This is a genomic window from Lysinibacillus sp. RS10 (genome assembly GCF_041956855.1).
Classification (GTDB): Bacteria; Bacillota; Bacilli; order Bacillales_A; family Planococcaceae; genus Lysinibacillus; species Lysinibacillus xylanilyticus_A.
This window is the reverse complement of sequence record NZ_CP167122.1, coordinates 3,892,724-3,919,372: the sequence shown is the minus strand read 5'-3', so window position 1 is coordinate 3,919,372 and position 26,649 is coordinate 3,892,724. Positions and strand designations below refer to the sequence as shown.

At 37.4% G+C, this 26,649-nt stretch carries 28 protein-coding genes; 21 read left to right on the top strand and 7 right to left on the bottom strand.

Going from position 1 to position 26,649, the window contains the following annotated elements:
* The 6 genes from coxB to ACB089_RS19920 all read left to right on the top strand — a co-directional run bounded on the left by coxB (position 1) and on the right by ACB089_RS19920 (position 5,943).
* Positions 1–1,089, top strand: a complete 1,089-nt coding sequence (gene coxB / locus ACB089_RS19945; protein WP_368636852.1) for a cytochrome c oxidase subunit II — start codon at positions 1–3, stop codon at positions 1,087–1,089.
* 40 nt (positions 1,090–1,129) lie between these two features.
* Complete coding sequence (ctaD, locus tag ACB089_RS19940; RefSeq protein ID WP_068983282.1) at positions 1,130–3,013, top strand: cytochrome c oxidase subunit I; 1,884 nt, start codon at positions 1,130–1,132, stop codon at positions 3,011–3,013.
* On the top strand, positions 3,013–3,639 hold the full coding sequence (locus tag ACB089_RS19935) for a cytochrome c oxidase subunit 3 (RefSeq protein WP_068983281.1): 627 nt from the start codon (positions 3,013–3,015) through the stop codon (positions 3,637–3,639). The genes ctaD and ACB089_RS19935 overlap by 1 nt, the downstream gene beginning before the upstream one ends.
* Before the next feature lies 1 nt (position 3,640).
* Positions 3,641–3,985: a cytochrome C oxidase subunit IV family protein gene (locus ACB089_RS19930; protein ID WP_368636850.1), complete on the top strand. Its 345-nt coding sequence runs from the start codon at positions 3,641–3,643 to the stop codon at positions 3,983–3,985.
* 532 nt (positions 3,986–4,517) lie between these two features.
* Positions 4,518–5,447, top strand: coding sequence for a cytochrome c oxidase assembly factor CtaG (gene ctaG / locus ACB089_RS19925; RefSeq protein WP_374963613.1), 930 nt, complete (start codon positions 4,518–4,520; stop codon positions 5,445–5,447).
* Positions 5,448–5,481: 34 nt separating this feature from the next.
* A complete protein-coding gene (locus tag ACB089_RS19920) occupies positions 5,482–5,943 on the top strand; it encodes a DUF420 domain-containing protein (protein WP_374963612.1) in 462 nt (153 codons plus the stop codon).
* Positions 5,944–6,190: 247 nt separating this feature from the next.
* On the opposite strand, the gene ytvI is transcribed toward ACB089_RS19920, so the two are convergent.
* Complete coding sequence (gene ytvI / locus ACB089_RS19915) at positions 6,191–7,255, bottom strand: sporulation integral membrane protein YtvI (protein WP_374963611.1); 1,065 nt, start codon at positions 7,253–7,255, stop codon at positions 6,191–6,193.
* Between the two features lie 213 nt (positions 7,256–7,468).
* On the bottom strand, positions 7,469–7,834 hold the full coding sequence (locus tag ACB089_RS19910) for a YugN family protein (protein ID WP_068983277.1): 366 nt from the start codon (positions 7,832–7,834) through the stop codon (positions 7,469–7,471).
* 149 nt (positions 7,835–7,983) lie between these two features.
* Here ACB089_RS19910 and ACB089_RS19905 point away from each other — a divergent pair, with 149 nt between their 5' ends.
* A complete protein-coding gene (locus ACB089_RS19905; protein WP_374963610.1) occupies positions 7,984–9,105 on the top strand; it encodes a CAP domain-containing protein in 1,122 nt (373 codons plus the stop codon).
* Between the two features lie 748 nt (positions 9,106–9,853).
* The gene (locus ACB089_RS19900) at positions 9,854–11,335 is read left to right on the top strand and encodes a UDP-N-acetylmuramoyl-L-alanyl-D-glutamate--2,6-diaminopimelate ligase (protein ID WP_374963609.1); all 1,482 of its coding nucleotides are present in this window, start codon (positions 9,854–9,856) and stop codon (positions 11,333–11,335) included.
* Here the strand turns inward: ACB089_RS19900 and ACB089_RS19895 are convergent.
* Positions 11,316–11,816 (bottom strand): PaaI family thioesterase, encoded by a 501-nt coding sequence (locus tag ACB089_RS19895; RefSeq protein WP_374963608.1) that lies wholly within the window; start codon positions 11,814–11,816, stop codon positions 11,316–11,318. The genes ACB089_RS19900 and ACB089_RS19895 overlap by 20 nt on opposite strands.
* 87 nt (positions 11,817–11,903) lie before the next feature.
* Here ACB089_RS19895 and ACB089_RS19890 point away from each other — a divergent pair, with 87 nt between their 5' ends.
* Both ACB089_RS19890 and ACB089_RS19885 read left to right on the top strand, forming a co-directional pair.
* A complete protein-coding gene (locus ACB089_RS19890; protein WP_368635567.1) occupies positions 11,904–12,350 on the top strand; it encodes a YlbF family regulator in 447 nt (148 codons plus the stop codon).
* Between the two features lie 164 nt (positions 12,351–12,514).
* Positions 12,515–13,567, top strand: a complete 1,053-nt coding sequence (locus ACB089_RS19885; RefSeq protein WP_374963607.1) for a tartrate dehydrogenase — start codon at positions 12,515–12,517, stop codon at positions 13,565–13,567.
* Positions 13,568–13,772: 205 nt separating this feature from the next.
* On the opposite strand, the gene ACB089_RS19880 is transcribed toward ACB089_RS19885, so the two are convergent.
* Positions 13,773–14,681: a glycerophosphodiester phosphodiesterase gene (locus tag ACB089_RS19880; protein WP_374963606.1), complete on the bottom strand. Its 909-nt coding sequence runs from the start codon at positions 14,679–14,681 to the stop codon at positions 13,773–13,775.
* 257 nt (positions 14,682–14,938) lie between these two features.
* On the opposite strand from ACB089_RS19880, the gene ACB089_RS19875 reads away from it, so the two are divergent.
* Positions 14,939–15,211 (top strand): YlbG family protein, encoded by a 273-nt coding sequence (locus ACB089_RS19875; protein ID WP_374963605.1) that lies wholly within the window; start codon positions 14,939–14,941, stop codon positions 15,209–15,211.
* Between the two features lie 2 nt (positions 15,212–15,213).
* Here ACB089_RS19875 and ACB089_RS19870 read toward each other — a convergent pair whose 3' ends face one another.
* Positions 15,214–15,603 (bottom strand): methylthioribose kinase, encoded by a 390-nt coding sequence (locus ACB089_RS19870; protein ID WP_368635564.1) that lies wholly within the window; start codon positions 15,601–15,603, stop codon positions 15,214–15,216.
* 56 nt (positions 15,604–15,659) lie between these two features.
* Here ACB089_RS19870 and ACB089_RS19865 point away from each other — a divergent pair, with 56 nt between their 5' ends.
* The 3 genes from ACB089_RS19865 (at position 15,660) to coaD (ending at position 18,410) form a co-directional block, all read left to right on the top strand.
* On the top strand, positions 15,660–17,084 hold the full coding sequence (locus ACB089_RS19865) for an RNA polymerase II (RefSeq protein ID WP_374963604.1): 1,425 nt from the start codon (positions 15,660–15,662) through the stop codon (positions 17,082–17,084).
* 164 nt (positions 17,085–17,248) lie between these two features.
* Positions 17,249–17,824 (top strand): 16S rRNA (guanine(966)-N(2))-methyltransferase RsmD, encoded by a 576-nt coding sequence (gene rsmD, locus ACB089_RS19860; RefSeq protein ID WP_374963603.1) that lies wholly within the window; start codon positions 17,249–17,251, stop codon positions 17,822–17,824.
* A gap of 94 nt (positions 17,825–17,918) precedes the next feature.
* The gene (coaD, locus tag ACB089_RS19855) at positions 17,919–18,410 is read left to right on the top strand and encodes a pantetheine-phosphate adenylyltransferase (protein WP_368635561.1); all 492 of its coding nucleotides are present in this window, start codon (positions 17,919–17,921) and stop codon (positions 18,408–18,410) included.
* A gap of 269 nt (positions 18,411–18,679) precedes the next feature.
* Here the strand turns inward: coaD and ACB089_RS19850 are convergent, their stop codons facing one another.
* Entirely contained in the window at positions 18,680–19,579 is a 900-nt protein-coding gene (locus tag ACB089_RS19850; RefSeq protein ID WP_374963602.1) for a hypothetical protein, read from the bottom strand.
* A 120-nt stretch (positions 19,580–19,699) separates the two neighbouring features.
* Here ACB089_RS19850 and ACB089_RS19845 point away from each other — a divergent pair, with 120 nt between their 5' ends.
* Positions 19,700–20,746, top strand: coding sequence for a SepM family pheromone-processing serine protease (locus ACB089_RS19845; RefSeq protein WP_374963601.1), 1,047 nt, complete (start codon positions 19,700–19,702; stop codon positions 20,744–20,746).
* A gap of 655 nt (positions 20,747–21,401) precedes the next feature.
* Here the strand turns inward: ACB089_RS19845 and ACB089_RS19840 are convergent.
* On the bottom strand, positions 21,402–22,613 hold the full coding sequence (locus ACB089_RS19840; protein WP_374963600.1) for a nucleotidyltransferase: 1,212 nt from the start codon (positions 22,611–22,613) through the stop codon (positions 21,402–21,404).
* Between the two features lie 205 nt (positions 22,614–22,818).
* Here ACB089_RS19840 and ACB089_RS19835 point away from each other — a divergent pair, with 205 nt between their 5' ends.
* From ACB089_RS19835 to ACB089_RS19810, 6 genes are all read left to right on the top strand, one after another.
* Positions 22,819–23,352: a DUF177 domain-containing protein gene (locus ACB089_RS19835; protein WP_374963599.1), complete on the top strand. Its 534-nt coding sequence runs from the start codon at positions 22,819–22,821 to the stop codon at positions 23,350–23,352.
* A 24-nt stretch (positions 23,353–23,376) separates the two neighbouring features.
* On the top strand, positions 23,377–23,550 hold the full coding sequence (rpmF, locus tag ACB089_RS19830; protein ID WP_010858320.1) for a 50S ribosomal protein L32: 174 nt from the start codon (positions 23,377–23,379) through the stop codon (positions 23,548–23,550).
* A 163-nt stretch (positions 23,551–23,713) separates the two neighbouring features.
* Entirely contained in the window at positions 23,714–24,481 is a 768-nt protein-coding gene (locus ACB089_RS19825) for an enoyl-CoA hydratase/isomerase family protein (RefSeq protein WP_374963598.1), read from the top strand.
* Between the two features lie 128 nt (positions 24,482–24,609).
* Complete coding sequence (locus ACB089_RS19820) at positions 24,610–24,987, top strand: transcriptional regulator (RefSeq protein WP_368635553.1); 378 nt, start codon at positions 24,610–24,612, stop codon at positions 24,985–24,987.
* Positions 24,988–25,302: 315 nt separating this feature from the next.
* Complete coding sequence (locus ACB089_RS19815; RefSeq protein WP_374963597.1) at positions 25,303–26,205, top strand: ketopantoate reductase family protein; 903 nt, start codon at positions 25,303–25,305, stop codon at positions 26,203–26,205.
* On the top strand, positions 26,202–26,597 hold the full coding sequence (locus ACB089_RS19810) for a DUF3397 domain-containing protein (protein ID WP_368635551.1): 396 nt from the start codon (positions 26,202–26,204) through the stop codon (positions 26,595–26,597). Before ACB089_RS19815 ends, ACB089_RS19810 begins: the two co-directional genes overlap by 4 nt.
* The last annotated feature ends 52 nt before the right edge of the window (positions 26,598–26,649 follow it).

Here is a 26,649-nt window from a genome sequence, read left to right as displayed (position 1 = left end):
ATGATGAAAGGGCTTAAAAAATGGCGTCTTTTTTCACTTCTAACAGTGATGATGGTTTTCCTTTCTGGTTGTGGTGAAGATTATATTTCTGCACTGAAACCATCTGGTCAAGTAGGTAAAGAACAATTCAATCTATTACTGTTAGCTACGGGAATTATGACGTTAGTAGTAGTAATAGTATCCGTTATCTATTTACTTGCATTCGTAAAATTCCGCCGTTCAAAAGTTGGCGAAAATGTTATTCCTAAGCAAGTAGAAGGAAGTCACACTCTTGAAGTAATTTGGACAGTTATTCCAATTATTTTATTATTAATCTTAGCTGTACCAGTTGTTACCGCTACTTACAAATTTGCAGATGTTGCTGCTATGGACGAAGTAGATGAAAATGGTAACAAAACAGCACTTACAGTAAATGTAACTGCAAAATTATACTGGTGGGAGTTTGAATACCCTAACCAAGGTATTGTAACTTCTCAAGAACTAGTTGTACCAACAGGCCAAAAAGTTTACTTTAACTTAAAGGCTGCCGATGTAAAGCACTCATTCTGGATTCCTGCTATAGGCGGTAAAATGGATACGAACGTAGATAACTTAAACAAATTCTATCTAGTATTCGATAAAGAATCGAAAGACCTTAAAGACGGCGTATTCTATGGTAAATGTGCTGAATTATGTGGTCCTTCACACGCATTAATGGACTTCAAAGTTAAAGCATTAAGCCCAGAAGCATTCGATGCATGGGTAGCTTCAATGAAAGCAACAGAAGGAAAAGTGGCTGATAAAGCTTCAACAGATCTTGGTGAAGCAACATTTGCTAAAAGTTGTTTAGGTTGTCATGCTGTTTCTGGATCAGGAGCAGGAGGTACACCAGGTCCTAACTTAACTACATTTGGTGACCGTAACCGTGTTGCTGGTTTCTTAGAACATAATGAAGAAAACTTAAAAGCTTGGATTGAGAACCCTGGAGAATTCAAACCAGGTAACTTAATGATGAATCCAGAGGGCACTGCGCCTGTTTATGGCGACTTATCCGACGAAGAAATTGAAGCTCTAGCAACGTATATCATGGGCTTATCTGTTGAGAAATAATTTTTAGTTATTGTAACAAACTTTGAAGGAGGTAAAAGTTGTGAGCTCATATACACAGAAAAAGGGCTTTGGAGCAAATGTCTGGGACTACATTACAACTGTCGACCATAAAAAGTTAGCAGTAATGTATTTATTAGCAGGTACATTGTTCTTTGCTATCGCTGGTTTTGAAGCGTTATTAATGCGTATTCAGTTAATGAAACCAAATAACGATTTCATATCAGCTGGTTTTTTCAATGAATTATTAACAATGCACGGAACGACAATGTTATTCCTAGCTGCGACTCCATTACTATTCGCATTTATGAACATGCTTGTACCATTACAAATTGGTGCGCGTGACGTTGCATTCCCATTCCTTAACTCTTTAGGGTTCTGGTTATTCTTCCTAGGTGCAGTATTCCTTCACCTGTCATTCTTTATGGGTGGCGCTCCTGATGCGGGTTGGACGTCTTATGCATCATTATCTTTATATTCTCCAGGACATGGTATTGACTTCTATGTTCTTGGTTTACAAATTTCAGGAGCAGGTACATTAATTTCAGGTCTTAACTTTATCGTTACGATTATTACAATGCGTGCTCCAGGTATGACATTCATGCGTATGCCATTATTCACTTGGACTGCTCTTGTATCGAGTGCATTAATTCTATTCGCATTCCCTCCATTAACTATTGGTTTATTAATGATGTTATTTGACCGTATGTTCGGTGGTAACTTCTTCGACCATACAATGGGTGGTAACACAATTATTTGGGAACACTTATTCTGGATCTTCGGACACCCAGAGGTTTATATCTTAATATTACCAGCGTTTGGTTTATTCTCTGAGATTATTCCAGCGTTCTCTCGTAAACGTTTATTTGGATACTCTTCAATGGTATTCGCAACAATTTTAATCGGTTTCTTAGGGTTCATGGTTTGGGCTCACCACATGTTTACAGTTGGTCTTGGGCCAACAGCCAACGCAATTTTTGCTGTTGCAACAATGGCAATTGCCGTACCAACAGGTATGAAAGTATTCAACTGGATCTTAACTCTTTGGGGCGGATCTATTAAAGTTACAACACCAATGCTTTATGCACTTGGTTTCATCCCGTCATTCGTTGCGGGTGGTGTTACAGGGGTTATGCAAGCATCTGCACCTCTTGACTACCAATTACACGATTCTTACTTTATCGTTGCTCACTTCCACTACGTAATCGTTGGTGGTATCGTAACAGCGATATTTGGTTCAGCACACTTCTACTGGCCAATTTTCTTCAACCGTATGTTAAACGAAACGCTTGGTAAACTTACTTTCTGGATTTTCTTCATCGGATTCCATTTAACGTTCTTCGTTCAACACTTCTTAGGTTTAATGGGTATGCCACGTCGCGTATTCACTTACATGGAAGGTCAAGGTTGGGATCAGTTCAACTTTATCTCTACAATCGGTGCATTAATGATGGGTGTAGGGGTTATCATAATGGTAATTAACTGCTTATTGTCTATCAAAGGCGAACCAGCAGGTCGCGACCCATGGGGCGATGGACGTACTTTAGAATGGTCTATTCCACAACCAATCCCATTCTATAACTTCCGTCAAACACCACTTGTTCGTGGTTTAGATCCATGGTGGATTGAAAAACAAGAAGGAAATAAAGAAATGACTTTTGCTGAGCCAGTCGGTGATATTCATATGCCTAATAACTCAGCTATCCCATTTGTTATTTCTCTAGGTATGTTTATTGCAGCATTCGGTGCACTTTATCATCCAGATGCAGATAAACCTTGGTCTATTTATATTTTAATTGGTGGTCTTGCAATTACATTTGGTGCTATGATTTTCCGTTCTGTTAAGGATGATCACGGTTTCCACTTACACAAAGAAGAAATTCTTGAAATTGAAGAACATCTTTACGGCAAAGGGGGAAATAAATAATGGATTTCAATACTAAATTTACTCCTCATACTTGGCCAGATCATCCTGAACAAGCTACGATGGAAGGTAAAAATAAAGTTGTTGGTTTCTGGATTTTCCTTGCCTGTGAAGTTGTACTTTTCGCAAGTTTATTCGCTACTTACCTAGCGCTTAAGAACAAAGGGCCAGCTGGCATGGAGTTCACAACACAAAGTTTATTTGAATTACCTTTAGCTTTCGCGATGACGATGTTATTATTAACATCTTCACTAACATCTGTTTATGCAATTTACCATATGCGTAACTTTAACTTTAAAGCTATGCAAACTTGGTTTGGTATTACATTACTTTTAGGTCTTGGATTCTTAGGTCTTGAAATCTATGAGTTTTATCACTATGTACACAAAGGCTTCACATTTGACCAATCTGCGTTCTCAACTGCGTTTTATTCATTAGTTGGTACACATGGTTTCCACGTAACTTTAGGTCTTGTGTGGATTTCAACGTTAATGATTCGTAACGCTAAACGTGGTCTTAACTTATACAATGCACCTAAATTCTTCGTGGCTGCTTTATACTGGCACTTTATCGACGTAGTTTGGGTATTTATCTTTACAGTAGTATACTTGATGGGAGTGATCGGATAATATGTCATCACACGATACACCGATAGTTGCTAAGTCTCAGGCACAATACGAGTATGATCGTCATCATAATGCCGTTCATATGCGTAAACAAGTAATGAATTTTGCGATTATGATTTTCTTTACGTTTATCGCATTCGCAGTAGTTGCAGCTGATTTTTCTAAATACTTAATATTCCCGCTCATTTTATTGCTTGCTGGTGTTCAAGTTGTTCTTCAACTTTACGCTTTCATGCACTTAGAAGACAAAAAAACACACTTCGGTGGTGTAATTGGCTTCTTCATGTGGATGGGTATATTAATCGCATTTACATTCTTCTTAGCATTTTTAACAATTATTTGGTGGTAATCACCAAAAAAGCACGTTCTCTACCTAGCGTAGGAACGTGCTTTTCTTTTTTCTTCTTTTTAAAGCTAGATTGGTGAAGACTAATAATTAGTGGTGGATAGAGAAACCTACACTACTTGCAAATGAGCTTTTTTGGCTATATTGGAGTAAAGGCTCAACGCCAAATTGTTCTGCCTATATAATAAAGAAGAACACTTTATACAAGTTGATTGGAGTGGAGACTGGGCGACTCCTTGGGGATTAGCGTCACAGATGAGACCCTGCAACGAGCAACGCGAGTGAAGCGGCTCATCGGACGCCCCCAGGAAAGCGCCCAGTCGGAACGGAAATCAACCCCACGCTATGCCGATGAGTCACGAAAAATAAGATACTCTTCATGTGGTGATTTATAGTTTTTAACATTTTTTCAATAGATGCTCTAGCTTGTTCGAGTAGTAAACTGTGGATAGTTATTTGTTCACCTTTCGTTCATTGCAGAATAAGTGTAAGCGTTCTATAATAGGAGTACTGAAGTTAAAGGAGTGCGTTCTATATGCCACTTAGTATATTTGGTTTCCAAGCTTTATGGAGCCCATACTTAATAGGGGTTCTTGTTTTCATAACAGTCATCTATTTTTTAGTCACAACAAAGTGGCGCAAGGATTTTAAAGTAAGTGAGCCTCTGAAAAAGGGAGAGGCAATTTATTTTGTACTGGCAATGGTAACGATTTATATTATTAAAGGATCTCCAATAGATTTAATGGCGCACATTATGTTTACGATGCATATGGTGCAAATGGCTATACTATTGTTACTTGTACCGATTTTCTTAATTAAAGGGATTCCATGGTGGGTATGGAAAGTTGCGATTGAAGCACCAGTTGTTAGATCTGTATTTAAAGTACTAACATTACCTGTCGTTGCGGTAATTGTGTTTATCGGTCTATTTTCTTTCTATCATTTACCAGATGTATTAGATTACATTAAGTTAAATGAAACATTACATGGTACATATACGTTTGTATTATTTGTTTCTGCTGTTTTAATGTATTGGCCATTAATCCACACGGTGCCAAATGGTCCGCAAATGAAGCCTTTGTATAAGTTAGCCTATATCATTGCTAATGCGGTCTTAATTACACCTGCTTGTGGGCTAATTATTTTCGCACCAAACGCTATGTATGAAACATATACAAATGGTGAAGCATGGCTTAAGGCAATGGAGCTTTGTGTACCCGCTTCAACATTATCTGGTTTATCCCTATCAGGACCAGAGCTCTTTACAGATATGACACCTGTTGCGGATCAGCAACTAGGCGGCGTTCTAATGAAGATTTTACAAGAGCTTATTTTTGGCGTTTTAATTGGCACTATCTTTACAAGATGGTATCGGTCAGAACAAAAGGATCCTGATAAAATTACAGCTGATGCGTTAAAAGAACATCAAAAGAAATGGGAAAGTCAGCAGCAACATCAATTGTAAAATAGAAATTTACTTTGTATAAGGAGTTTTGTGAATGGAATTGCAAATTTTGCCTACTATAAGTACATCATTCATCGTTATCAGTGCTGTACTTGTGGCTATTGGTTGGGGCTTAATAATTAAAAGAAAGGTAGAAGCACATAAAAAAGTAATGTTAGCTGCAGGGGTTGCTGCACTTACCTTCTTTATCATTTATGTTTCACGTACAGTCTTTATTGGTAATACAGCGTTTGGTGGAGGAGAAGATTTAAAACCATATTATACTTTCTTCTTGATTTTCCATATTACCCTAGCGACAGTAGGAGCAGTATTTGGTATTGTTAGCATTATTTCTGGTTTAAAAACTAATATCAAGCTTCACCGTCGTATTGGACCGATTACAAGTATTATTTGGTTCTTCGTAGCGATTACTGGAGTTTTAGTATACTTTTTACTATATATTTTATTTGAACCAGGTGAAACAACATCTGCCATTAAAGCTATTTTTGGCTTCTAACTTCTTTCAGCGGGTATCCAAACCCTCCGCTGAAAAAGAAGAATTCAGTCTAAGAACGCCACGTCCTGTGGCAACGACTGAGTGACCAGCATCATCATGTTGTTGAAGTCGCTATGCTTTCGCACAGACAAAACTATTTTGCTGACGCTACGTTAGCACTACGCTTTCGTACAAAAAACATCTGTTAGCCTAAAGCTTCCGGACACAATTATGCCGAGGTATAATTGATAAAAAAAGATCTCCCTCCTTATTCTTGAGAAGGTGGGAGATTTTTTATAGATGTTTGATTAAATAGAGAAAGAAACACAACAACGAGTAAAGGACCAATTAAAATACCGAAAAACCCAAATATTTCATAACCGATAAACATTGCAATAAAAGTTGTCAGTGATGACAGTCCGATTTTATTTCCGATTACTTTAGGCTCAATCATACGTCTAACTAAAAATAGTACGATTGTGAGTATGACTAAAACAGCAACAAAGACATAATCACCTGTAAAGGCTTTGTAAATTGCCCAAGGAATCAGCAACATAAATGAGTCTAAAAAAGGAATGAAATCTAAAATGACTAGTAAGAGTGCTAAAATAAGTGGGAAAGGTGTTTTAAGAAAATAAAAGGTTCCAAAAGCTATAGCAAAAATGCAAATACTAACTAAAAATTGTGCTTTTATAAAACCAAATAATGCAAGTTTTACACGTTGTCCAATAAATAGTATTTTTTGATGGTAGTGGAAGGGAATAGGCGTTAATATTTTACGATTAATAGTTGGTAATTCTAAAAGGAACATGTATAACACAATCCAATAAACAAAAATATCAAACAAACGTGAAGCTATATACGTAAGTAAAGATGACCAAACATTCACACTTGTTAAAGAAAGTGCAAATTTTTCGATTGCGGATAGGCCCTGTGCTATCATAAGTTGAATTTGTATAACTAGATCTAAGGGCAATTGATAAGTATAATTGGAAAGCTTGGATTGTATTTGAATCCATATGGCTGATAGCTGATTAAGGTACTCTGGAATTTGAATGATAAATGTTGAAAATTGTTTCCAACTTATAAATATAACGAAAATACATAATAGTAATGTCATACTTAAAAAGAACATAAAAAAAATGGAAGCGACTACTTTGCGTTTTTTTCGGAATCGTTTACTGATTCGTATGATTACAGGTTCTAATAGTAAAGCTGTTACGTAGGCAAGTAGTATTGGTAATGACAAGGATATAATCCAGAGAGTTGCAATCGCGATAACTATAACGATTATTGGATGACGAAAAAAAGGACTTTTAAAGAATTGTAACATTTATCTCACCTACATCATGTTAAAGATATAGGTAGTATGAGAAGAAATAATTTTTTTACTCAAAATAAAAAAGACTGGACCACCAGTCTTTTCAGATATAGCTATTGCACTGTATGCTGTTGCCAACTTGATGTACTGTCACCGTCTGACAGATAAATGATAAAATGATTCCGAATGTTTAATCGACATGCACCGTGAAATAACTATCTAAAATTACGCATGAATTTTAAAAGCTTCTAGGTCTAATTTAACCTTTTTTAAGATTTCTTCACATTTTTTTACAAGATGAGCTGGGAAAACTTCGTCATCTCCATACTCAACGCCGTGTGGATAGTAGTACTTACCAAGTACTGGTTTCATTAATGTTAGGATTGCATCGTGTGCACCAACATCACCAGATTTTGCATATGCAAATACACGTAGGTAGTAACGTCCCTCGCGAGTATCGAAACGCTTATCAAATGTCATACGTTCGTAGTCCCAGCCGCCATCACATTCTAAACCATTTTGTTTCATGATGCTTACAATAAGTTCTTGATCAGCTGTTAAATTTTCAAGGTTAGTATTTTCAAAATACATCTATAATCCTCCTTTAGGTTCTCGTACAAAGTATACGCTCATTTTTATAATAGAGCATATTTAACATTGTTGCAATGACAACATTGTGTCAACCCAATTACAATTGATATAATAATTTACAGAATAATGGCGATGAAAAGGAGTCAAATATGAAAGCTTTATTTCGCATTTTTATGGCATGTGCTGCAATTGCGTTGATTGGCTTTATGTTTTTTAATACACCACGGGAAAACGAGCCATTAAAAGGTCCGAATGCCAATTCAAATGTTATTCCTAAAACCGAGTTAAAGCAGCCTGAAGTAGGTGCGGTGACACGCCCAAAAAGTGGGATGTCGACATTAATCGGTCAAGAAGCAAAGAAAGTTTTGGATAAATACGGTAAACCGGCTCGGAAAGAACCATCATCCTTTGGTTATGAATGGTGGGTTTATAATGCAAGTGCTTCTACATTTTTTATGGTAGGCGTTCAAAATAATGTTGTGACACAAGTTTACATAGCTGGTGAAGATATAGATGCTTATCCGTTTAAAATTGGACAGAAGCGCGATGATATTTACCGAATGACACTCATTGATTATGAAGTATCTGCGAATGTAGGTGAAAATATCTTCGTTTTCTCCATGAGTGAAGAAGATATGCAGACTCGATTGCTTGTAAAATTCGATGGGCTTTTTGCGCAACTCTATATAGATAGAGAAACAAGTGAGCTACAAGGAATACGCTTTACTAATAGTAAAACGCTTGCTCTTCATCAACCTTATGAAATGACTTATCAAGGCGAGCTTGTTACATCAACACCACCTTCCTCGTTTTTACAGCAGGAAATTAATGAAGCGAATGCTAGACAGTTAGACGATTTAATAAATGTAACAAGGGTTCATCATGATTTACCTGTAGTAGAAATGGATGAGTCATTAGAAGAAGTAGCAAAAATGCATAGTGAAGATATGAAGGTTCAAAATTTTCTTGGACATGAATCACCAACAAATGGAGATTTAAAAAAGAGATTAGAAACACAGGAAATCATCTATAGTGAGGCCAATGAAAACCTTGCAACTGATTATTTTGATGCGATTGAAGCAATGCATGGTTGGCTTAATTCTCCTGAGCATCGAAAGGTTATATTAAATGATAAATATACTACAGTAGGATCTGGCGTATTTTTAAACTATTATACACAAATATTTTTAGAACCTTCTTCTCAGGAGCTGGATAGTGAGAATAAAGACACTGAGGAACCAGTAGAAAATATTGATGAATCATCACCATAAAGTGAAACTTTAATCAGTGGGGTTTTCTTCATCCCCACTGATTATTAGTCTTCACCAATCGGGCGATTACAGGCAGTTTATATGGTACAGATAAATTACTGCCTGTTAACGCGGGATAAAGTGAAACTTTAATCAGAGGGGATTTTCTTCATCCCCACTGATTATTAGTCTTCACCAATCGGGCGATTACAGGCAGTTTATATGGTACAGATAAATTACTGCCCGTTAACGCGGGATAAAGTGAAACTTTAATCAGCGGGGTTTTCTTCATCCCCACTGATTATTAGTCTTCACCAATCGGGCGATTACAGGCAGTTTATATGGTACAGATAAATTACTGCCCGTTAACGCGGGATAAAGTGAAACTTTAATCAGAGGGGATTTTCTTCATCCCCACTGATTATTAGTCTTCACCAATCGGGCGATTACAGGCAGTTTATATGGTACAGATAAATTACTGCCTGTTAACGCGGGATAAAGTGAAACTTTAATCAGAGGGGATTTTCTTCATCCCCACTGATTATTAGTCTTCACCAATCGGGCGATTACAGGCAGTTTATATGGTACAGATAAATTACTGCCTGTTAACGCGGGATACATATAAATCTAAGACTGAAGATAAACTTGGCACAATCAAGTTTATCTTCAGTCTTTTCATTTTATACGAAAAAGATAAGCACAATGACCGCTTAGATTTTTCGTCACACTGATACATACGCCGTCATATGATAGAGAACTGAAAGGGGGAATGAACTTGCAATTAGCTGAACTATTGAAAGACTGGCCATGTAGCGTGACTGGAGGATCGATTCGCACAATTATTACGGGCGTTGAGGATTATGCACAGGCAATCAAGCCTGGAGATATTTTTATTGTTCGTAAGGGGAAGAAAACATCGGGAAGCCGCTTTGTAAATGAAGCAATAGCTCGGGGTGCTGCCGCCATAGTATCAGAGGAAAGTATCTCACTACCTAGTACCGATCAAAACATACCTTTTGTGTGGGTTCCGAATACACAGTTATTTTTATCGTATGCGAGTGCAAAACTTTCAGCCTTTCCAGCAGAAGCATTAACAGTAATTGCGATTACAGGTACAAATGGTAAAACAACAGTCAGTCATTTTGTGAGCCAGTTGTTAAGAGCCTTACATAAAAATGTAGCAGTTATTGGAACGGTAGGATTTTTCATTAATGAACAGAAACAACAAACAAAGTATGAGCAATTAACAACATTGCAAGCAAAAGAGTTACATCCGATTTTAAAGCAATGTATACGAAATGGTGTTACACATGTTGTTTTAGAAGCTTCATCGATGGGGTTACAGCAACATAGACTTGATCATTGTGATATCGATTGTGGCGTTTTTTTAAATTTATCGGAGGACCATTTAGAAGATCATGGAGGACTTGAGGCGTATAAACGTGCGAAAAAAAGATTGGCAGATTTATCAAAAAAGCTAGTATTAAATGGAGATGATAATTTTTGCCGTTCTGTCGGTATTTATGATAAGAAAAAATCCTGCTCATTTGGCTTTGATAATCACAATGATTTACATATCCAAATTGTCAGTGAATCCACTGGAAAAACAGTACTTTGTTTACAAACTTCATCAAGTGAGCATATTGTAGAAATTCCTTTTGTTGGTAAGTATCATGTGCAAAATGCTGTAGCTGCGTTAATGACTTTGTGGCGTCTAGGTTTTTCCGTTGATGAAATAGCAGCGCATATGTGGTTGTTGAGGCTACCAGAAGGAAGGCTTGAAAAAATAGACAATACATTTGGAATTGATGTGTATGTAGATTATGCGCATACTGCAGAAGCATTGCAGGCTGTTTTACAAACTTTTGATAGCTCGAAAACGCTTTACCTCGTATTTAGCTGTGGGGGAAATCGTGATAAGGCCAAACGATTTGCGATGGGAGCGGTAGCTAGTAAGTATGCGGATATCATTTATTTAACAACCGATAATCCACGTGATGAAGACCCAATCTTAATTAATGAAAGTATTATTGCTGGTTTTACTGAACAGCAATACTATGAAATCTATCTAGATCGAAACATTGCTATTCATAAGGCATTAGCAAAGGCTGAAAAAGGTGATATTGTATTAGTTGCCGGAAAAGGGCATGAACAGACTCAACAAATAAAAAATCAAAAACTCCCTTTTTCCGATCAACAATGTATTCGAGATTACTTTTTAAATCTTATGACTAAGGACGGCGTTGAATGACAAAGAAAGAAGCGGTCGCAATCGCAAGTTTTCGCCCAGTCTCATCTTCAATATCACATTCCATCACAAGTGTTTGACGTCCCTTATGTACGAAACGTCCTCGAGCGATTAGTTCTTTGTTAGTTGTTGTTGCAATATAAGAGACATTAATATTAGTTGTGACCACATTAAAGCCTTCTGGTACAGAACGCGAAGCAAGCCCTCCCATTGCTGCATCTGCAATTGTTGCAATAATTCCTCCATGTGGAACCTTAATGGTATTATGGATAACGGGTGTAATGGGGATACGAACCTCGCTAATCTCAGCTTCAAATTTGCCAACCATATGTAAGGCAGCATTAATATAACGGCGATGGATACCTTGTTGTTTATCACGAAGTCCTGACAATAAATGCAGTAAAACTTCCTCATCTTCAGCTGTACTGTTTTGTAAAATATCTGCTAATAATTCTTCTATTTGTCCTTTAGACGATGTGACCAATTAGAAAACTCCTTTATTTAAAAATATCAATAATGTAAAATTACCACAAAATCTGTTATGATGGGAAAGAGATTGGGGGAATTAAATATGATGATCACCTCTGACTGGGTAATCATTTTGGATGAGGCCGATGCGCTTTGTGAGATGATTCTTTCCTCTGAGCCTGCGAAAACGCTGCAACAAGCGTATGATGCTGTTTATAGCGATGCCCAATTAGTTCAAGCTATTTACTCATTTAATCGCATAAAAGAGCAGTACGAAGATGTACAACGTTTCGGAAAATATCATCCGGACTATCATACAATTATGAAATCGATTCGTCAGCAAAAGCGCGCGCTCGATTTAAATGAAAAAGTTTCGGCCTTAAAGATTGCTGAAAATGATTTTCAAGATTTACTTGACGAGATAAGTCTACTTATGGGGAAAACTGTATCAGAAGCAGTGAAAGTTCCTGTAAGTAATCCATTCTTTGCATCAGGTTCTTCCTGTGGCGGAGGATGTGGCTCAGGCGGTTCTTGCTCTTGCTCTGCATAAACTAAGTAATACTTCTTTTTAGACTGTAACAAACTCGATGAATTATGAGTTTGTATACAGTCTTTTTTCTATATACAATACTACTGCGACTGCGGGGTGTAATAGTTGCGGAAAAATTGTATAGGATTGAATAAGCAATATAGAAATAAAAGGAGGATAAACAAATGAAAACTTATCGAATTGCCGTTATACCAGGAGATGGCATAGGTAAAGAGGTTGTACCAGCGGCGATAGAAGTTCTTAATAAAGCTGCTCAATTGGATGGAAGCTTCCAATTTGAATGGACAACATTCCCATGGGGCTGTGACTATTATTTAGAGACAGGTAAAATGATGCCTGATAATGGTATTGAAATATTGAAAGGTTATGATCAAATTTTCTTAGGTGCGGTTGGCATGCCAGATTTAGTACCAGATCACATTTCATTATGGGGACTACTTATTAAAATTCGCCGTGAGATGAAACAATCTATTAATGTACGTCCAGCAAAGCTACTTCAAGGATTGCCTTCGCCGTTACGTAACCCAAATGGCTTCGATTTTGTCGTTGTACGTGAAAACTCAGAGGGAGAGTACGCTGAAAGTGGTGGCAGAATACATAGTGGACAAGATGAGATTGCTATTCAAAATGCCATTTTTACAAGGAAGGGTACAGAACGTGCGATGCGGTATGCATTTGAAATGGCGAAAACTCGACGTCAGCATGTTACAAGTGCCACAAAATCGAATGGAATTACATACAGTATGCCTTTTTGGGATGAAGTATTTGCGCAAGTAGGTAAAGATTATGAGGACATAGGACAAGTGTCTAATCATATTGATGCTTTAGCTGCCTTTTTAGTAATGAAGCCAGATCACTTTGATGTTATCGTTGCATCAAATTTATTTGGCGATATTTTAACAGATTTAGGTGGTGCAATTATGGGGAGCATCGGAATTGCTCCTGCCGCAAATTTAAATATTGAGCGACAATATCCATCTATGTTCGAACCAGTCCATGGCTCTGCGCCTGATATTGCAGGTCAAGGGAAAGCCAATCCGCTTGGACAAATTTGGACGGGTAAAATGATGCTTGATTTTTTAGGCTATCATGAGCTTGGCACAAGCGTACTAAATGCAATAGAAGCGACATTAGCACAAGGTGTTAAAACAGCCGATTTGGGCGGAACAGCAACATTACGAGATGTGACAGATACAGTATTAGATTATCTGAAATAAAAGCTTTGTTTAAAAAATGCATGGGGTGAGAGCTACAAACAAATTCTTTGAATATAGCGGGATTCGTGGCATCACGGGTGAAAAAGACCGAATATTTAATTTTAATGAGTAAAAGGTAAGGGCTGGTAAAAGTGGCCCTTACCAATTCATGTAGTGACCTAGTATCTATCTAGTACTAGCTTAGAAATAGAGAGTAAGCTCCATTCTAGTTTTCATTTTTTTGTAATAGTTCTACAGCGATATCAGGCCGATCTGTAACGATACCTTTTGCACCGTTGTGAATTAACTTATCCATTGTTGCCGCGTCATTGATTGTCCAATAGTGAACAGGGATGTTTAAGTTGCTTAAAAACTGAATAAACTTCGGTGAATCCAGTGCAATAACCCCTGATTTTGGCGGTATTTGGAATACATCTACCTTTGGGTGATATAAATGTCCAAATTGGCTTGAGAAAGAAGCGAATGCTTTACGAATATCTGATTCACCTGCACCAAGTGCTACTTGATTTTGTGCATATAGATTAAAGCGATCTATCTGTTCACCGTAAGTACTTGTGACAACTACTCGATTCTCTGCCCCAAGCTCTTCAATTAAACGCCATAGTTTAGAGGGCATTAAACTTCCTTCGTACGTATCTGGTGCATCTTTAATATCAATATTTATCAACATATTTGGATAATTTTCTAGTAGATCACGTAACGTTACGACATCTATTTTTTCATTTCGATAAGGAAATTCCCCATCCAAATCTTCAAATTGATAACCGTGGTTTAATGCATTTATTTCTGCTAAAGTCATGTCTGCAACAAGACCATAGCCATCTGTCGTACGCTCAACAGTATCATCGTGGAATACGATGATTTCCTCATCTTTAGTTAAGCGAATGTCTATTTCAAAGCCGTCAACACCTAACTGTGCGGCTTTTTCAAAAGCAGGCATTGTATGCTCAGGTGCTAAATCGGCACCGCCACGATGTGCAAGAATAACTGGATGATCGAATTGTAATGCTTGTTTACTTTCTCGTTGTTGAGGTTTAGAAATAGCTTTACTACCTGCCCAAGCAGCTGCACTTGCCGCTGCAATTGCGAGCGCAATCTTTGTTTTCTTACCCATATTCGTCCTCCTTAACAATAAAATAATATAAAAAGTACTGGCAAATTCACTTATAGAATTTTTTGTGAACAAACAAAATCAGTGAAGTTCAAACTCTAGTTCCCTATTAACTTGTATAAGTGAAAGTAAAACTCTGAAAATCAACGTTGTATGCTTTTTTATTATAACGGAAAAATGAGCGTTCTGTCAGCTAAACTCTGTTGCTATCATTTTCCGGTCTATGGTATTCTTTTATGTAAGAAATGAGGGAATAATATATGAACGAACGACAAGGGCTAATCGTTTACGTCCATCAATTAAAACATGCGAAGTCTCTTCGAAAATATGGGCATGTTCTTTATATTTCTCGGAGGCAAAAATATGTAGTGCTTTATTGCGAGCGAGAGGAAATTGAAACAATGACAACAAAATTACAACGCCTTCCATTTGTGAAAGACGTTGTGAAGTCTTATCGTCCATTCGTTAAAACTGAGTTTGAAAATGCAAAACCAGATAAAGCGAAGGAATATGACTATAAAGCAGGACTATAATATTACACTAATGCTGGAATATAGTGATGAAGTCTCATTATCCCGATTAAGTATTGATAAAATAGTTTTGATTCCGAAAATATAGATGAGTGCTTTATTTCTACAACAACCGCTTTTCGATCTAGTTGTTTAATACTTTCTTCGAACATTTTTTGTCGCTTTGAAGGCTGCTCCTCATTAAAAGGGATGCCTTCTCGACAAATATAAATCGGCATGAATTTACTGTCACCGACTGGTTTTAAAGCGACTGCTAAAGAAGCAAACTTTTTTTCTTCTTTTGTGGAGGTTAGTATAAAGGCTTGGTGGAAGCGATCTTGATTGGTTCTTACTATTTCAAGTAGCTCATAAACATCACCATAGCCCTCACCTAATTCTATAAATTGTTGTGGCATAATAATTGCACATCCTTTCCAATACACATAGTATCATGCTGCGGGAGGTCAAGCACATGAAATTTGCAATGAGTTTTTTTTCCATACTAGTACTAATCATTACCGGAACGTTATTTTTCCAGTACCATGCTTATTCATCTGATTTAGAAACAGGAAATGGTGAATTCCATTATTCGCAAGAGATCGAAATTGTCTATCGGGAAAATAGCTTGGATATTCGCCAACATTTTAAAAATTTACCCAACCAAAAGGTGAATATTAAATGGCCAGAAAATGCGGTAAATCCTAGTTGCTTTATTGAAAATGAAAAAAGTTGTGGTCGTTTATCTGAAGAAGTCTCATACTTTAAAAAAGGAGAGACTAAATCGCAATCTGTTTCATACATAATTCCAATTGAGGGTGGCTTAAAAGATAAAATGCTCATCCAAAATGCTTTCGCTACATTAACGAATGGTGAAGCGTCTTATTCTGTTGTACATATTTCAACTGATAGTAAAATTGTTGGTCAGTGGATAACTGGCTTGCCTTTAGTAGGTCAGCAACAACTATCACTTGTTAACTATACAATGTTTAGTGGAAGTGGTACAGTTCGTGATATTTATTGGCAAGCGGGTAATCTAAAGGTACAAGAGCAAACCCCTGTGTTATCTATTTATGCACCGGAAGCTATTTCAAAGGATTTCTTAACGTCATTAGAAAATTTACAGTTTTTGAATGACGAACACGTTGCTATTATTCAAGAGAAGAGTCCAGCGAAAGAACATGATGATCGACTTTTATTTTTGCCAGAACTAACTGAACAAGCTGTTGAGCAAGAAGTTATAATGTCTCAAATAAAGTCACAATATAAGTTTAAAGATTCGCCAACATGGTTGCCGGAAGTTTTGGCATCCTATCTAGTGAAGGATACGATTGGTTCAGATAAAACAAAGGATATCGTGAAGACGTTAAAAGAATATATGACAGCTGATCAAGAGGCGGCATGGCAGGAGGCTCTGAATGAGCTTGGAGAAGAGCCGATTTCTCCTGATACAATGGACAAGCTTTTATCAGAGGTGTTAGAAGCAAAAACGTCTTATTTTAAGTTAAATGCGGCACAAGAACATGGCACATACCCATTGTTATTTGAGGATGAGCGAAGTGTTTACGTTAATGACGTTTTAAAAGAAGATGTTCATGTTATTCTCCATGAAGGACAAGTATTATATACTGCTGATACATTGTTGCCGTATCTAGGCTATACTGCTGGTGAAGGCAAAAATGGGTATTATGTAAATAGTGATAATCGCATTTTCCGATTCCCGAACGAGCCTGGATTTTATGTATTCAATCAACGTAGATATTCTACTATTTCAGAACCAATTATTAAAATTGCCAATCATTATTATGTTGAAGAAGCTTGGCTACAACGATTATTTTTAGTAGAATTACAAAAAAGTGATGATCGTATCCAAATTATAACTCAAGAACAACAAGAATAAATTTTTGCAGCGGAGGTTTGACTTTCGCTGCAAAAATGTTTTTTCTAAAGCTTCTGGCGGATGTCTCAGATTTTGGATTGTACAGGAACAATTCAAAATCTGGACGCAATTACGCCAAGGTGAAATTGATAGATGGAATAAAGAAAGTATGGTGATTTGACTACATGAGAGTTGTAGCAGGAGAACGTAAAGGGATGCCGTTAAAGGCCATTACAGGAAACACGACGAGACCTACAACAGATAAAGTGAAGGAATCCATTTTTAATATTATTGGTCCATTCTTTGATGGAGGCATTGCGCTCGATTTATTTGCAGGAAGCGGTGGCTTAGGCATCGAATCTTTAAGTAGAGGAGCTGAGCACGCCGTTTTTATTGAAAAGGATGCAAAGGCGTTCCAAGTGTTACAGGAAAACATAAAAAAATGTCGTTACGAGGATTATTCTGAGCTCTTTCGTATAGATGCGAAGCGTGCTGTGAAAGCGTTATTAAAACGTGATATTACGTTTAAATTAGTATTTTTAGATCCACCATACCATCATCAAGAGTATTATGACTTAGTGCAGGTACTTGTCGACAATAATAAGATTCAGCATGAAGGCATTATCTTATGTGAGCATGCAAAAGAAGTAGAATTACCACAAAGTTTTGGGGATTTTGTATTAAAGAGACAAGAAACTTATGGCGGAACGATTATTTCTGTTTATCTTCATTCAGTGGATGTCCAAACACCTACTGAATAGAGGGACTTAGGCTAAGAGCTTCACATTAACGAAGTGACAGCTACAATTACGCCAAGACGAAATGATTGTTGTGCAGAGGAAGAGGGAGAATAAGTTGTCAGAGAAAATTGCTGTAGTTCCTGGAAGTTTTGATCCGGTGACATTTGGCCACTTAGATATTATTAAACGTGCGGCAGATGTATTTGACACAGTTTATGTTGCTGTTTTAAATAATTCATCAAAGCGACCATTATTTTCAGTAGAAGAGCGCATGGCTTTAATGGCTGAGGTGACTAAAACATTGCCCAATGTACGCATTGAGAGTTCATCTGGACTGTTAATAGACTATGCTAAGGAAAAAAAAGCAAAGGCGATTGTCCGTGGTTTACGTGCTGTTTCGGATTTTGAATACGAAATGCAGATTACGTCGATGAACCGTTTTCTTGATGAAACCATCGAAACATTTTTCATTATGACAAAAAATCAATATTCATTCTTAAGCTCAAGCATCGTCAAAGAGGTTGCGAAATATGGTGGTGATGTCAGGGAACTGGTTCCTGTTTGTGTTGTGGCAGCCTTAAAAGAAAAGTATGATTTTACTAAATAAAATACAAAGAGGATGTCTTATTTTTAAGGCATCCTTTTTGTGTGTCATGTTAATTAGGAGACGCTGATTTTCGCTGTGAGCTACTCGTTTTCTAAGGGGGAATGTCGAGCGGATTTCTCCTCTTTCGTGCCCTATAGCGAGCCTGTAGAGGAACGAAGGGTAAAAACATCATTCGCCAATGCCCTTATGCCACAGTGACTCAGTCGGCACCTTGAGAAAGCCCCTAGTCGAAACGGAAATCAACCACACGTTATGGTGATGAGCCTTAGTTATTTTAAGAAAAAAAGAGCATAAATAGTGGGTACAATGATTATGCTAAGTAGGCGGAATTTTATATATGGTCGAACGGAAAGCTTGGCTGATTTCGCAATAACAAAAATTTGTAAGTGGATGCTTATACTTTGCATCGTTAACAAGATAACAACTAGTAATGGTAAATATGAAAGATTGGGAAAAGCCGAGACGGTCATTTTAAGACCATTTGTAACTTCGAGAATTGCGGCAATGGAAAGTTCGGCTATATAGGGAAGTTTGGGTATCAGTGAATCTAAGCCTTGCTGAACGATCGTCTGGATGGTAGTGAAAAAAATTATTGTCGTTCCAACTAATAGTATTGTTGGTGCTGTTTCTTTTATGCTTTCAGAGAATGGTGCTGTATGCAAAGGTGTATTGTGTATGGAGATGCTAGGAGGATCCGTTTTACGAAATAAAAAGTAACCCGTTATTAAACAACAAATATTAAAACTATGTAGTAAACATAAAAACAACCATCCGAACGTATTACTTTGTAATAAATCGAGGCTTACAAATCCCAACACGAAAAGTGGACTTGGCGCATGACATACAGCTAATAAAAAATTTGCTTCTTTTGGATGTAGTTGCCCACTGTTTTTTAAGTAAACGATTGTTGTTGCTCCAGATGGATACCCCCCGAGTGCGCTAATAATATAGGCTTGTACGTATAAGGAAGCTCTTTTTGTTTTCGTTCGCATAGGAGCCGTTAAACGGAGAAGCCATTGCGTTAAAATAAGATAGGGTAATAAATAAGGGAATAGCGCATCCATAAAAAGGGTTAAACCTAAATCAGTACCATGATGAGCTGTTTGTGGGAATAACAAGAGTAATAGAATAAGAACTATGCAAATCGCTATTTGAATTGTCGCATACATGTTATCATCTCGTTTCAACTTTTTGTCATTCACATAGGCAAATGCTAAAATCAATATATGTAAAAAAGGCAAAAACATGAACGTATGGATTTGCGAGCGTCCTAGGAGGTGTTCTTCTAAATGAAGAAAAAAATTAGTATTTATGCATTGTTACTCGTCTTGATTTGTTTTTTTATGTTATACCGTCTAGACGCTTATATTATGAAACCTGGAAGTGCTTATGATGTCAGTAAATTTGTTGCCGTTGAAAATGACCACACGGAAAACAAAGGATCTATGAGTTTAATGACAGTGGCTATGCAGCAAGCAACGCCTTTTTCATATTTGTGGGCGAAAACACAAAAGCATCAAAAAATAATGGATATTAGTCAAGTTCGAAATCCATTGGAGGATGAAGAAGAATATAATGTACGCCAGCTTAAATTAATGTCAGACTCACAATTTAATGCAAAGTATGTAGCTTTTCAAAAGGCTGGTATTCAAACAAAAGTTATCTTCAACGGTGTTTTTGTATTAAATGTCCTAGAGGGCGGTGCCTCAGATAGTCTATTAAAAGCTGGTGATGAAATTATTGAAGTTGATGGGCAAAAAATTAGGAACCAACAAATGCTTGTAGATCTTTTGAAGCCAAAGCAACTTGGAGATAAGGTGACTATTAAATTTATACGTAATCAAAAAGAACAAGAAGTAACGATTACATTAAAGGAAATTCCTAAATCAGAAGAGAAAAGAGCTGGTTTAGGTATTACGTATGCTGAAAGTAAGTCTATTGAAACGGATCCAAAGGTGTCTATGAAAACAGAGGATATTGGAGGTCCGTCTGCTGGGCTAATGTTTACATTAGAAATTTTAGATCAACTTCTCGAAGAAGATTTAACAAAAGGCTATGCTGTTGCAGGTACGGGGGAAATGTTGGTTGATGGCTCCGTTGGAAGAATTGGTGGAATAGACTATAAAGTCATTGCTGCGGATAAAGATGGTATGGAAATCTTTTTTGCGCCAGATGATGAAATTTCTCCAGAAATGAAAGCTAAATATCCCGAGCTTGAATCTAATTATGCTACAGCAGTAAAGACTGCTAAAGAAATTGGTACAAAAATGAAAATAGTTCCAGTTAAAACAGTTGATGATGCAATCGAATATTTAAAACAGTTACCACAGAAATAAAGTTTTATCATCGTAACGTGGGTTGATTTCCGTTGAGCGAGCGTCGAATCGCTTCCTCCGCGCTTTCGCAGGAAAAAACACGCTAATAATTAGGGTGATATCCTTGGCGACATAACAAAGTAAAAGGATTCACACATAGTTTTGTGTATGAATCCTTTTTTTTGCTCTTTGGAATGTGGATGTCGATAAAAACTTAAAGTTGGTTGATAAAACGTGAAAGTTAGTCGATAAAATTCAAAAGTTAGTCGATAAAATTCAAAAGTTGGTCGATAAAATTCTGAAGTTGGTTGATAAAGCGTGAATGTTTATCGATAAAAATTAACTTCTTTCAGCTGTCCAAACATCCGCTATAGAGAAACACTGCCTAAGAACGCCACGTCCAGAGGCAATGACTGAGTGCCCAACATCGTGCCACTGACACTACGTTAGCGCTTCGCTTTCGCGCAAAAACATCTCTTGGCCCGAAATCTGCCGCGAGTGAAGCGGCTCATCGTACGCCCCTAGGGAAGCGTCTACCCGAACGGAACTCAACCTTCGTTTTGCCCGCTAACTAATTTCATTGACGTAATTGTTTTCTAACAGCAAAAAAGGATGCTAGAAGATTTTCTGGCATCCTTTTGGTGTGAATTAGAAGTATTTTTCTTTAATTAATTACTTAAAAACGAATCGGTGGTGTTTGATAATCTTTAGGAAGACTTTGTTCTTTTGTTCCGTGTTCCATACTTAAATTGTATACCTCTGCTGCATGAATATCCACAGCAAGCATAGCATTGTCCATAGCTGCAACACGACTGATCAAAGGTAAAGGTATGTCTTTTTTATGCATTCCTAAATAGGCTTGTCCCTCTCTACTCATACCAAGTAAACGAATATTAGATGGTGCCTTAAAGCTTTGCAGTTGTTCCTTTGTAAATCCAGTATAAATGTGTGTGAGCATACGCTGAAGTCGTGTCCAAGTATAGCGTTTTGATTTAATCTTCTCCATAAAGCTGCTGAATGAATGACTTGTTTTCGCTGCTTTAATTAGAGCATGTTCAATTCCTTCTGTTACTTCAGCGTAGCGAGTAAGTTCCTTAGGTGTGTGCCGAATAAGTGTAAACTGTAAGAAAGGCCAAAAAGTATCCCAACTTGCAAATTTACTGTATTTTCCATGCCAATCAGTTAAATAATCAAACGATGCTTTAGGGAGAACGTCTTGGACACTTTGTAGAGCACTGGTTGTTGATAGAGCCTTACGTATTCCTGTGGCACTAGCAATGGATGAACCTTCTTGTAAAGCGTCGTGGTAACCTGCAGCAATACGAGGGATCGTTAAAGGTTTAATCTTACTATCTAATGCCATGGCTGCCTCAATATAATGAAAACCGAGTATATTGTTTGGTTGTGCCAAATCAATGTATGTAGCAGGAAACTTTTGAGAAAGCTGTTCATAGGCATAATGTAGACTTTTAGGATAGCTTGCACCCGTTTTAAGGCTTTCTTTAATAAAAGCGTCATATTCAGTGCGATGATTCTTAATGAGCTGAAACGTATTCATAAAGGGTTGAATGGAACCATCTTCGCTTCCGAAGGCAAAAGAATCGCAACCAATTGCAGATAGTAAGGAAATGGCTCCTTTTGCGAAATCAGTTGCAGGTGCGGTACTATAGACATAAGGTAGCTCGATGACGATATCAACACCACCTGCTAGAGCCATTTGTGTGCGTGTCCATTTATCGACCATGGCTGGTTCACCGCGCTGTAAGAAATTCCCGCTCATGATAGCGATGACTATATCCGCTTGTGCTACTTTTTTTGCCTGTTCCAAATGATAGGCATGTCCATTGTGAAAAGGATTGTATTCAACAACTATTCCGACTGCTTGCATTATTTAAGCCCCCTTTATCAAAATTATTTGCTTCGCGTTCTCAGTAAATTTGGAGTCTGTTGCTTATTTAGAACGGTTTGGAGCAAATACGCTTTTCATATATATATAATTATAGGTGGGTTTTATTGTGGTGACAAGAAATTATCTTGACATCTATTTTTACACATTATATAATCAACAGTGTTGTCTCGAGGTGATTAAACGAATGAAATGGTCAATTCATCAATTATCTAAATACCGCCAAAACGGGATGCCAATCGATGCCTGTGTCCAGTTGGACGAGGTGATGGAGCGAAACCAGGATATTCGAGCAATTTCGCCCGTTCATGTAAAAGGGCTATGTACTTTCGGTGCATCGCAAATGACATGTCAGCTAACTGTAGCGGCGACGTTAACATTACCATGTGCACGCACGTGGGAAGATGTTGAGTTTCCTATCGAAGTTGAGACAGTTGAAGTTTTCAGCTGGATTGACGAAGAAAAACGAGGGGAAGATGGCGGAGATATTCACTATCTTGATGGTGAAGTAATCGACATGAAGCCAGTTCTTGAGGAGTTAGTGCTTCTTGAGGTACCTATGCAAGTGTTCAAGGATAATACTGAAAGGCAAATGCAGGGTGGTAAAAACTGGTCTTACGCAACAGATGAAGACGTTAAACTACACAAAAAAGCTGATGAACAAAAAGTGGATCCAAGACTTGCTAATTTAGCTAAGTATTTTGATCAAACAGACGAATAGACGATCTGTAAGGAGGTGCCATCAATGGCTGTACCATTTAGAAGAACTTCTAAAACTGCAAAAAGAAAGCGTCGTACGCATTTCAAACTATCTGTACCTGGTATGGTAGCTTGCCCAAACTGTGGTGAAGCAAAATTATCACACCGTGTTTGCAAAGCTTGCGGACAATACAAAGGTAAAGAAGTAGTAAGCAAATAATACAGTGTTTGCTCACTTAAAAGGCTAGTAGAGAGACCATGGCTCTTTACTAGTCTTTTTGTTAGTTCAAAAAGACGGAATCTTTCGTCAATGACGAAGAGATATATAGTACTATAATAATTGTATGATACAATCTATCCAATGGGACAAAGGGGGAAATAGTATGGCTTATATAATTGATAACAAAGAAGGTATCATGACTTTTACGATTAATCGAGAGGAAAAGAGAAATGCTGTCAACGATGAGGTTATGGATGGTCTTCAAGAAGTCATTACATATATTCGGAATCATGATGATGTGCGTTTTTTAGTCGTGACGGGTACGGGGGATAAATCATTTTGCTCGGGTGGAGATTTATCTGAGTTCCATTCGCTTGAAACTGAGGATGAGGCGTTTGGGATGTTAGGTAAGATGGGCGAAATACTATATGACCTTGCAACATTGCCTGTGCCGACGATTGCATTGATAAATGGAACAGCAGTTGGTGGAGGCTGTGAGATTGCGACAGCTTGCGATTTTCGTCTAGTGGCAAGTCATGCGAAGTGTGGTTTTATACAAGGGACATTAGCAATAACGAGCGGCTGGGGTGGCGGCACGTACTTATTCGAACGAGGGTTACGCCATGATCGTGCGATGAAGATGCTGGTTGATGCGAAGCCTTATCCAGCACAATTACTATATGAAATTGGTTGGGCAATGCGTGTTTTTGAAGGTTCGAAAGAAGAGGCGTTGAATGATTTTATTGAACATATGCGTAAAATTCATCCTTCTGTTCATAAGGCCTATAAAGAAATTGAGCTTCGTAAGTGGCGTGAGTGTAATATGTATGAGCGTGTTATGGAGGAAGTTCGAACATGTGCAAAATTGTGGGAAAGTGAAGCTCATCACGAGGCAGTTGCTAATTTCCTAACAAAGAAGAACAATAAATAATGTATAACGACAGTGATTATAGCAAAACCTAATCGCTGTCTTTTTTAACATCAAGGCGAAATTGATTTCGGTGATTCTATTTTGCTCGCTCATGCATATAGTAGTAAAAAATGCGAGGGTGATAGATTATGGAATTGAAAAAAAGAAAAGATCAATGGACAAAGGAAGACGATGAAAGATTAGCAGAAATTGTGTTGCATAATGTGCAAAATGGCAAAACGCAGCTAGAAGCTTTTGAATTGGCAGCTGTTGAACTAGGTCGTACAAAACAAGCATGTGGTTTCCGTTGGAATAAAACGTTGCGTGGTCAATATAGTCAGTCACTACTAGCTGTACGAAATCAACCGCAACAATCTATGCGTAGCCATTTAAAATTGGCATTGACAAGTTTTGATGAATTAACAGAGGCCTATCAAAGTCTTGAAATGAGGCACCGTGAATTACAAAATGAGCATGAAAAACTAGTGAAATGGTTGCAACAAGGATATTCTTTAATGAAAGATTAAATGAGGTAGCGACTATTGAAAGTTAAAAGTGCTGTAGAGTAAGTTACTTAGAAAGAGTTTAAACTTGAATGAAAACATAATCCTACGCTAAGTGGTTCAACAATTATTTATCCCGCATTGACTGACCATAAAAGCCTGATTGGTGTATAATAAAAGAACCTGCATAGGAGGTGCCTTAGAAGTAAATCTAAGGCACCTCCTTCTGTAGAGAGGGGCAAAGACAGTGGCAGTCACGATGGTTTGTGATAGGGCTGTTTAGTAGGGTATTCTTTTATTTTGTGTGTCTATTTGTAAATGTGGGAGGTGTAGAGTGTTGTGAATGTAGCGATTATTGGTGCTGGGGCTGTAGGACAGTTAACGGCAAGTTTTTTAGTTGAGTCTGGTATCTCTGTGACATTGGTGGCAAGAAGGCAAGGACAAGCGGATGAACTTAATGCAAAGTATTTAACACGAGTGAATGTTGATGGAACGAAAACGGTTCAAAAGGTTGCTTCAACTACGAAAATAGAAGAGTTGCAACAGCATGATTTAATTGTAATTGCGGTTAAATATGGTCAATTACAAAAGCTTTATGAACAATTGTCTTCATTACCAAGTTCAGTACCGTTGCTGTTTATGCAAAATGGTTTAGCGCATTTCGATGAAGCACTACATTTACCGCAAAAAAATATAGCTTTTTGTTCTGTGTCATTTGGTGCTCAAATGATAAATCAGTCAACCGTACGACATAGAGGTGTAGGGGCTTGCAAAATCGCGATAGAGCGAGGGAGTAGTGATGCATTTAACGAGTTGTTACAACTTGGAAATTCTTTTTATCCAGTTGAATTGGCTGTTAATGCTGAACAAATGCTATTTGAGAAAGCTGTATTCAATTGCTTGATTAATCCATTAACGGCTGTTTTACAAGTGAAGAATGGAGAGCTAGTAACGAATAAGCAAGCATTTTTATTAATGCAAACTATCTATCAAGAGTTAACAGCTGCTTTTGAAGGTCTAGAACAAGCTATACCTTTTTTGGGAGTGATAGACTTATGTGAAAAAACAGCGAGTAATACATCCTCTATGTTAGCGGATCGGATGCAAGGAAGAAAAAGTGAAATTGACACGATTGTTGGAGTAATACTAGAAAAAGCTCTAGCGGGCGGTCATAATTTGCCTACTTTACGTACTTTATATCACCAAGTACTTGCAATAGAGGAGAGCGGTGAAAGACGTTGAAAGATTTTTTACATATTGTTATTAGTGTCGTTATTTTTTGTCCAATCCTCCTGTTTATGATTGTCTATTTAATTAGTCGAAAGGTTAAATTTCGAGGCACTCATGCTTTTGGAGCAGCATCGGACGTGACGACATTGTGTTTGTTTTTTTCAGTACCACTAGCGATTGATGTACTATGGAATATTAATGTTAGCGCTCTATTAGTAACGTTAGCGATAATGATGGCAATGGTTTTTACATATATTGATTGGCGAACAAAAAAAGAGATTGAAGTGAAATCGCTACTTAGGAAAATTTGGCGCTTTCAATTTTTAGTACTAAGTACGGCGTATATTGTTGTTTGTATAATAGGTGTTATTCAATCTGTAATTGAATATTTACAGGCTGTCTAAGCATTTTCTTTTCATGTTGAAGCCATAAGCGTTAAAATGATAGCATTATAAA